Below are 5,022 nucleotides of genomic sequence, written 5' to 3'. Positions count from 1 at the left end.
CGGCTAGAAAGGCAGCCCTCATAGCTACCTCAGTTTTACCAAAACCGACGTCACCGCAGATTAAACGATCCATAGGACGGGGTGATTGCATATCCTGGATAATTTGTTCGATGGCACGTAATTGATCAGTCGTTTCCGCAAAGGGAAAGCCACTGGCAAAACGTTGATAATCATTAGCATCAAATTGGTAGACGTAACCTGGTTGAGCTTCACGTTTGGCATAAATTTCTAATAACTCAATAGCGATATCATGAATTTTTTCAGCTGCTTTCTTCTTTTCTTTTTGCCATTGGTCGCTTCCTAGCCTGTGGAGAGGAGCATGCTCGCTATCCATTCCTGTATAACGACTTATAAGGTGTAGTGAGGTGACAGGGACATATATTTTATCATCACCGGCATAAATTAGACTGAGGAATTCGTTGGCAAAGCCATTGCTTTCGATGGTTGTGAGTCCTTGATAGCGCCCGACACCAAATTGCAGATGTACAACTGGAGTACCTAAGCGCAGTTCGGCCAAATCACGAATGATTAAATCGGGATCAACTGCTTTTTGGTTACCGCGGCGTTGAGGAGTTGCTTGCTCCCCAAATAATTGCGCTTCAACGATAATAGCAATTTGCTGTTCAATTAACTCAGTGCCATAAATGAGGGGGCCGATAATAATATTAATAGTTTCTTTATCGTTGATAAATGATTGCCATGAGGGTTGTATTTTTGCAGAGATATCGCCTTGTCGAAGTATGTCTAGCAAAACTTCGCGTCGTCCTGCACTTTCAACCACCAATAAATAGCGCTTACTTTTATCCGCTAGATAATTATTCAAATGAATGAGTGGTTGGGTACTTTGGCGCTCCAAGGGAAGAGAGGGTGCTTTGCCAATATTGAAATTTATAGCCCCCTTTTTTCAATCGGTTTGTGGTGGCAACGGATTTGCTGATATTGATTGGCCAGGGTTAATAATTCCGTAGGGGTTAAAAAGCATGCATTAGGCTTTAAAATGGGGCGAGAGATATCATAGCTCCGTTGCTCGTAACGGGTCGCTAATTCTTGCCAGAATTGTTCTGCCTGTTGCTGGATTTCTTCAATTAAAAAATACTGGCATCGGTTGGAAGATAGTCGAAAAAGTAGATGTTTTGTCAAAAAACAAAGGCAAATAATATTCAATACCGGAAGGGTATTGTCCATCACTCACAGCCTCATAGACTGGGCATTGGCTTGGATTGCCAGGAAATTGCTCTCTAAAGGCACGGCGGAACAGGGTTATGCTTTGTTCGTTTAAGGGAAGCTCGCGCGCTGGCAAAACATGGATATCGGTGATTTTGGCTACAGTTCGTTGCGATTCGGTATCAAATTGCCGCAGACTATCAATAATATCATCAAATAATTCTATTCGGAAAGGTGTTTTACTTCCCATAGGAAAGACATCAATAATAGCTCCACGAATGGCAAATTCACCATGTTCTAATACTTTATTAACACAGTTGTAACCGGCCTGTTGTAACTGATATCTGAATAGTTCTAAATTCAGAGTCTGGCCCTCTTTTAAGAGGAGGGCATAGTGATGCAAAAATTGAGGGGGACAAAGACGATGCATCAATGTACTGGCAGAGCTAATTACGATTGCATTGGTAGTTTGTTGTAAACGACTTAGAGTTGATAAACGTTCAGAAATAATATCTTGGTGTGGTGAAAATTGATCATAAGGCAGGGTCTCCCAATCGGGAAAAATAACAATTCCTGGGGTTTTAAATCAGTAAGGAAAAATCGTAACTCAGTAAGAAGCTGCGCAGCTGTTAAATTATCAGGTGCGATTATCAGCTTAACGCCCACTTTTTGTTGACAATACTCAGCAACTGCTAGAGGTAGACTGCAGCCATACAACTGTCCCCATAGTTGTTTTGCGTCAATTTTGGGGTAATTAAGTATCGTTGTCGCCATGAAGTGTACAGCCGCCAGTATGTTGCAAGGGGCAAGAGTATACTATAAAAGCTCTAAATCAGCGACTTTTATGACTGGCAGTTTGTAGGACTAATATTGTATCTGCATGAGAACTAAGGCTGTTTTTTATCCTTCTGTGGGTGTCAAGAGACAAGAAAAGAATGGGGAAGATAGCTGGTTATTAAGCCTGCTAATAAACCAAATAAATGGCCTTCCCAGGAGACACCTTTTTTCCCGGGAAATACACCGAGAAAAATACCAGCGAAATAATACAAACTTATTACGCCGAGAATAATCGCGGTAAGAGTACCTTGTTGTAAAATATCTGTGATTAGTAATCCCCAATAGCCGGTGATCAAGCCACTGGCACCCACGTGTATTCCGGGTTTTGCAAAGCACCAGGTTAAAAAACCACTAATAATGGTAATAACTAAGGTAGCCCATAAAAATAAATCAATCCATTAACCAAACAAAATTACTTAATACCAGGAGAGGAATTGAATTGAAAAAAGATGATTAAAATTGAGGTGAAGCAGCGGTGAAAATAATATACCGGGTAGACCAACAATGTGCCTGGGAATAATGCCCAAATAAAGTAAGCGCTTACCAAGGAAGAGATTTATAAAGTAAACAAGCCAAGGTAGAAAGAGGATAATGGCTAAGATCTTCAGATTTTGTTGTGTCTGGCTAATAATCAAAGTCAGACTGGTATTAAGTTGCTCGAGCATAGTATTAGTTCGCTGGGTTTATAGGTTCTTTTACTTCGGCTGGTTTGGGTACAGCCGTTATGATACGTACAGGCACAAAAAGAAGAGGATCAACTAAGGTTTGATTCATTACCATCGACCAGTGTAAATGTGGTCCAGTGACTCGGCCGGTTTGACCAACGATACCGACTTGTTGTCCTTGGTTCAAAACATCACCTTTTTTGACATCAATCCGTTTCAAATGTGCATAGAGAGAAAAGACCCCCATACCGTGATCAACAATAACAGTATTGCCTGTAAAAAATAATCCTTGGTAGCGACCACTTTCCCTTTGGCGATCGTATGGACAGGCGTATTTTCTGGAGCTCCAATGTCTAAACCAGAGTGAGGTGGGCGCGGTTGATTGTTGTAAATTCGTTTTAAGCCAAATAGGCCGGTAATAGGACCATGTGCCGGGGCTTTAAAACCTTCAGCGAAAGGATTAGACGAGGTAAATTCGGCAAAAAGAGCAGCCATTTCTTTCGTTTCATTATCTATTCGTTGTTTATCCTCTTCATAAGGATCAACTTTACGTTTGTTTTCAATCGTTAAATACTGGGTACTATAAAATTTATCAGTGACATGAAAGGGGACTGAGGCTTTATAAGGGCTAGTAATAATAAGATTTTGGATAGTGTCCTCTTTGTCCAAGGGGATCCCGACGATTAGTAGCCATTGATTAGATTGGGTACTCGGCAAGACAGCTATTTTTTATTGTCGTAATAAGCTTCAGGTTTTTGTTTGATATCGATAGGAATGATAGTCAGCCCACCATTGACCGAATGATTTTCCGGTAGCTGATAGGGCAAGGTGGCATAAGCTGTGCTTATCTGGAAAAGAACAAGCATCAACCCAATTCTTAAATGCTGAGAAAATTTTCCATCCTGTTATTCCTCATTATTAATGACTTCACAAAATAAATATCCTTTTGCCAATCTTAGTTCAATGCTATCTCCTTTTTAACTTGGCTACTATTGAAAAGAATAGTTTTATTATGAGTTGCGATAGCATAACCTCTCCCCAGTGTAGCTAGAGGACTCACTGCATGCAATGTTGCAAGACGAGAAGAGAAAATTTGTTTTAATCCATTTATTTTGGTAAGCAGATTGTGTGTGAGTTGTTGTTCAAAAGATTGTAATTTTGCTTTGGATTGCTGTAACCGTGTTATTGGATTTTTTGCATGAAGGTTAGTAATTAATAAATGGATATGATTTTTTTCTGATTGACTAAATTGCGTAAGCCTTGATTGAGGTGTCGCTCGAGATAATCAAGTGTTTGGTAATGTTTATTAATTAACTGTTCTGGCGATGAGATTTTAGTAGTGCAGTGAGAGAGTAGTAGTTGTTTGTGTTGAATAAAGCGGTTTATTGCTCGTAGCATTCTTTGCTCAAGCGAAACAAGTGTGTTTAATAAATCAAACTGGTTGGGTGTAACTGCCTCGGCTGCTGCGGTTGGTGTTGCAGCTCGCAAATCGGCAACAAAATCAGCAATAGTAAAATCAGTTTCGTGGCCAACTCCTGAGACAATAGGGATGTCACTGTTTCTGATTGCTAAGGCTAATTGTTCATCATTGAAAGCCCATAGATCTTCTATACTGCCACCACCACGAGCTAAAATAAGGACATCAGAATTTTTGTCTTGATTGGCCTTTTGGATCGCCCGAATAAGTTGTTTGGCTGCGTCTCTACCTTGAACTTCACTCGCATAGATTTTAACGGCTGCCAGAGGAAAGCGTCGCGCTAAAGTAATTAGAACATCGCGAAGCGCGGCTCCCGTTGCTGAGGTAATGATGCCAATGACAGTAGGGTAACGCGGAATGCTCTTTTTTTATCTTGTGCAAATAAGCCTTGGGCTTGGAGCTTTATTTTCAATTCCTCGAATTGACGATAGAGCGCACCCAAACCTGCTTCATTCAAAGAGTAGACGATCAGTTGGTAATCACCTCGTGCCTCATACAAGCTTAATTTGCCTTGAGCAAGAACTTGCTGACCATCTTGAAAATTTTTACTCATGCTATTGTGGTGGTTACGGAAATAAACACAGCGTAACTGAGCAGTAGGATCTTTTAAGGTAAAATAAAAATGTCCAGAACTAGGTTTACTCAAATTAGATAACTCACCTATAACTGTAACATTTCCCATTTCCAGCTCTAGCCATGACCGAACTTGCTGGTTCAGTTGAGTGACAGTGAGCGCAGTTAAATCATTTTGCATCATGTTTTTATGAGTTGAGCAACAGAAGTTGTTTAATGATAACAGACTAAAATTTCTAGGAAAAATAAGTTGATGTAAAGAGGGGGATACATTAATTTATTGAGATATATAAAATACTAGGGAAG

Annotated in this window: 3 protein-coding genes and 3 pseudogenes; all 6 read right to left on the bottom strand. The window is 40.2% G+C overall.

Annotated features, from left to right (window positions below; all coding sequences use genetic code 11):
• Positions 1-1,938 (bottom strand): annotated as a pseudogene (locus BN58_RS37100) (CarD family transcriptional regulator); the annotation flags it as partial.
• Positions 1,939-2,081: 143 nt separating this feature from the next.
• Positions 2,082-2,396, bottom strand: coding sequence for a rhomboid family intramembrane serine protease (locus tag BN58_RS37895; RefSeq protein ID WP_408605497.1), 315 nt, complete (start codon positions 2,394-2,396; stop codon positions 2,082-2,084).
• Positions 2,397-2,670: 274 nt separating this feature from the next.
• Positions 2,671-2,913 (bottom strand): M23 family metallopeptidase, encoded by a 243-nt coding sequence (locus tag BN58_RS34520; RefSeq protein WP_232220634.1) that lies wholly within the window; start codon positions 2,911-2,913, stop codon positions 2,671-2,673.
• Positions 2,883-3,532: pseudogene (locus BN58_RS29985) on the bottom strand (M23 family peptidase). Before BN58_RS29985 ends, BN58_RS34520 begins: the two are co-directional and overlap by 31 nt.
• A gap of 89 nt (positions 3,533-3,621) precedes the next feature.
• Positions 3,622-4,472, bottom strand: a pseudogene (gene xseA / locus BN58_RS34515) (exodeoxyribonuclease VII large subunit).
• Positions 4,433-4,900 carry an exodeoxyribonuclease VII large subunit gene (locus tag BN58_RS34510; RefSeq protein WP_026069482.1) on the bottom strand — a complete coding sequence of 156 codons (468 nt, stop codon included), beginning with the start codon at positions 4,898-4,900 and terminating at the stop codon, positions 4,433-4,435. Before BN58_RS34510 ends, xseA begins: the two are co-directional and overlap by 40 nt.
• Between the last annotated feature and the right edge of the window lie 122 nt (positions 4,901-5,022).

This window comes from Legionella tunisiensis (assembly GCF_000308315.1).
Lineage (GTDB): Bacteria > Pseudomonadota > Gammaproteobacteria > Legionellales > Legionellaceae > Tatlockia > Tatlockia tunisiensis.
Note: the sequence above shows the minus strand (reverse complement) of the source record. Positions and strands in the feature narration are given on the sequence as shown.